Below are 1,057 nucleotides of genomic sequence, written 5' to 3' on the forward strand. Positions count from 1 at the left end.
CCTAGAGCGGGATGAGATGAATCCGAATCGGAAGGGGATTCCCAAGAGGGTCGAGAAGTGATTCAAGATGCTGGCTGGGCAGGAGGCCAGCATGGATGGCTCGACCCTATTCGATGGACCTTCGTGAACGGGTAGTGCAGGCGGTAGAAGAAGAAGGGCTGTCGCGCCGGCAGGCCGCGGATCGCTTTGGGATAGGCATCAAGACGGCGATCGACTGGGTTCGCCGGTTCCGCGAGACGGGCAACATGGCGGCCAAGCCGATGGGAGGCTGTCGGCCGAAGAAGATCGTTGGTCGGTACCGCGACTGGCTGCTCAAGCGCTGCCGGGGGCAGGACTTTACCCTGCGCGGCCTGGTCGACGAGCTGGCCGAGCGTGGCCTGGAGGTCGATTACCGGACGGTCTGGGACTTCGTTCACAGCGAGAAGCTGACGTACAAAAAAAGACGCTGGTCGCCAGCGAGCGCGACCGGCCGGATGTAGCGCGCCGCCGCCTGCAGTGGATGGCCTATCAGGGGCGCATCGACCCCACGCGCCTGGTCTTCATCGACGAGACCTGGACCAAGACCAACATGGCGCCTCTTCGCGGCTGGGCGCCCTGCGGACAACGGCTGCCGGGCAAGGCGCCGCACGGGCGCTGGAAAACCATGACCTTCCTGGCCGCTCTACGTCACGATCGGGTCACCGCACCGTGGCTCATCGACGGACCGATCGATGGCCAGAGCTTCCTCCAGTACGTCGAGGAGGTCCTCGGGCCCACGCTCAAGCCGGGCGACATCGTCATCATCGACAATCTCGGCTCTCACAAGGGCAAGGCCGTTCGCCGAGCCATCCGCGCCGCTGGCGCCAAGCTCTTCTTCCTGCCCAAGTACTCTCCGGATCTCAATCCAATCGAAAAGTTCTTCGCCAAGCTCAAACACTGGCTGCGAAAGGCCGCCAGACGCACCGTCGATGCCGTCTACAACGCCATCGCCGACATCCTGCCCCTCACTTCCTCGGCAGAATGCTCAAACTACTTTGCAGAGGCCGGATATGCCCCACCTCAAACCATCACGCTCTAG

At 63.0% G+C, this 1,057-nt stretch carries 1 protein-coding gene; it reads left to right on the plus strand.

Going from position 1 to position 1,057, the window contains the following annotated elements:
• The first annotated feature begins 95 nt into the window (after positions 1-95).
• A protein-coding gene (locus RSO01_RS46830; protein ID WP_246159274.1) for an IS630 family transposase occupies positions 96-1,057 on the plus strand; the annotation gives its coding sequence in 2 pieces (ribosomal slippage) (positions 96-434 and positions 437-1,057; 960 coding nt in all).

Origin of the sequence: Reyranella soli (assembly GCF_007992495.1) — a bacterium.
Taxonomy (GTDB): Bacteria; Pseudomonadota; Alphaproteobacteria; order Reyranellales; family Reyranellaceae; genus Reyranella; species Reyranella soli.